Source organism: Microcystis flos-aquae FACHB-1344 (assembly GCF_014698375.1).
GTDB classification, from domain to species: Bacteria; Cyanobacteriota; Cyanobacteriia; order Cyanobacteriales; family Microcystaceae; genus Microcystis; species Microcystis aeruginosa.
On record NZ_JACJSW010000002.1, the window covers coordinates 1 to 2,384 of the forward strand.

At 40.1% G+C, this 2,384-nt stretch carries 1 protein-coding gene; it reads left to right on the plus strand.

All coding sequences use genetic code 11. From position 1 onward, the window contains the following. Nucleotides 1-2,384 (plus strand): CARDB domain-containing protein (locus H6G48_RS00020; RefSeq protein WP_190717853.1); only part of this gene is annotated, 2,384 nt, incomplete at both ends.

Below are 2,384 nucleotides of genomic sequence, written 5' to 3' on the forward strand. Positions count from 1 at the left end.
AGTTTAGGGGGTAATGAAGAAATCACGGTTAATTACAGTATTAATGTCCCCGATGATAAATGGAGTTATTACAACTTTGGTCTGGGATTAAGTACCACTGAAGGCGTTACCGCAAATCTACCAATACGAGTAGATGTGGCGCGACTATTACCCCGTTTAGTGGCAGATACCAGCAGTTTACAAGCTTCGATGTTGCGGGGAGGTCAAACAATAGTCGAGTTTACGGTTAGTAATCAAGGGGAAATTGCGTCAGGACAATTAAATATTCTGCTTCCTAATGCTTCTTGGTTAAAGTCTGCTTCTTCGGTTACTTTACCGTCTTTAAATCCCGGTCAATCAACTAAAGTATCCTTATTATTACAACCGTCAGCGACCCAAGAGTTAACAGTTTATAACGGAAATGTCGTTATTTCCGGGGATGAAGCATCCTTAAGCTTACCGTTTAATTTCCGAGCGATTTCGGAAGCGAAAGGGAATCTTAATATTAGTGTTGTCGATGAATTATTCTTCTTTGCGGAAGGTTCACCCAGGCTAGAAAATGCGACAATTACCCTATTAGACCCCTTTACAGGAACCGTCATTTCCTCAGAAAAAGATGCCGATGGGATATTGTCTAAAACTGATTTAGCGGAGGGGTATTATAAACTGCGGATTACTGCGGATAACCATGATACTTATGAGCAGAATATTTATATTGGTGCGGGAGAAACGGAAGATATTCAGGCATTTTTGTCAAGACAAACGGTTAAATATACTTGGACAGTAACGCCGACTGAAATTGAAGATCGATATATTATTACGGTTCAATCGACGTTTGAGACTGATGTTCCAATTCCTGTAGTAACGATTGACCCGCCTTTAATCGATTTAGAAAATTTACAAGTGGTTGGTCAAGTCATGCAAATTGATATGACTGTGACTAATCACGGATTAATTGCAGCCAATGATATTAAGTTAAATTTTGGTGAACATCCTTTTTATAAAATTGAGCCGTTAATTAATGATTTTGATGGGTTAGCCGCAAAAAGTTCTCTAACTATTCCTGTCAGGATAACAAGAATCGCCGATTTTGATACTTTACCAAATAGTGCGGGAGAACTGTCAACTCTGGCGACACCATCAGTTCCTTGTTCAATTTCTGGTTCTCTTGGTTGGTCTTATCCTTGTGGAGGAAATGATGTCCAAAAATCGACAACCATCGCCTTTAATAATGTAGAAGGAAACTGTGCTGGTGGTGGTATCGGCGGCTTTGGCGGTGGCGGCTTTGGCGGTGGCGGCTTTGGCGGTGGCGGCTTTGGCGGTGGCGGCTTTGGCGGTGGTTCTATTTATTCGCCAACTCCAGTTGTTCTTGATATTAATCCCTGTTGTGTTGAAATTACCCTGTTTGAAAAAGATTTTTCTAGTTACTTTGAACCATTTGTAGAGACAGCAGAAACAGCAGTTAACGCCTATTTAGCAGTACAAACAGGTAAATTAGCCGAAGTGGATCTTGAAATTTCCGCCGAAGCGGAGGTTAAAACCTGCTGTGATCCTATAGGACTAGCTTATGGTGCTTCTGCTGAAGGAACAGGAAGGCTTCTTATCGGACCCAATCTATCTCAAGATTTTGAATTATCTGTACCTGAAGAACTATTATTAGGATCGATGTTTAGCAGTATCTCTCTATCAGGAGAAGGCTTAATTGGAATTACTGTTGAACCTTACATTAAGATTGATGGATTTATTGGCGAAGAGTGCGGAGAGGATTTTAAGATTTCTTTAAGTGGAACAGTAGGCTTAGACTTTAACGCTGGAATTACCGGTAATATTAAGGCAAAAGCTGAATTTATTAATGGTCAAGCTCCAGAATTTGAAATAGTAGCCGCCGAAGGCGGACTTTTCGGAGGCCTGTCTTATACTTTTGGTTATTCTACCAGTGAAGGGTTCTATAGTTCTTTTGAGTCGAGTGGATTGTATCTGAGTGCTTATGCTAGTGCTTTTGGCTATACTCTTAGTCCTTTTGATAATCCAGCCACCCCAGAAGTTGAAACCCGTAAATATTTAATTGATCCAGTCAATTCAAGTAATGTTTTTGAAATTAACAATATTCCCGTCTTTAATTTTGATGTATCCTCTCTTGAAAAAACTATTACTGAACAACTGCAATCTCAAGCTAATGAAATACTATCAAGACCAGAATATCAAGGATTTCTGATAACATTAGACAAGCCAGAAAATACCAACAATCAATTGTCTGCTTCAGAGGAAGCAAGTGTTTGCGCTCAAGTCACCATCAAAATCGACCAAGAAGCAGTAATGACCCGCGCTGCCTTCCTTGGCAATTTAGAAATAGAAAACGGTAACGCAACCAACCTAACCAACCTCTCCGTTATCCTTCAAATCAA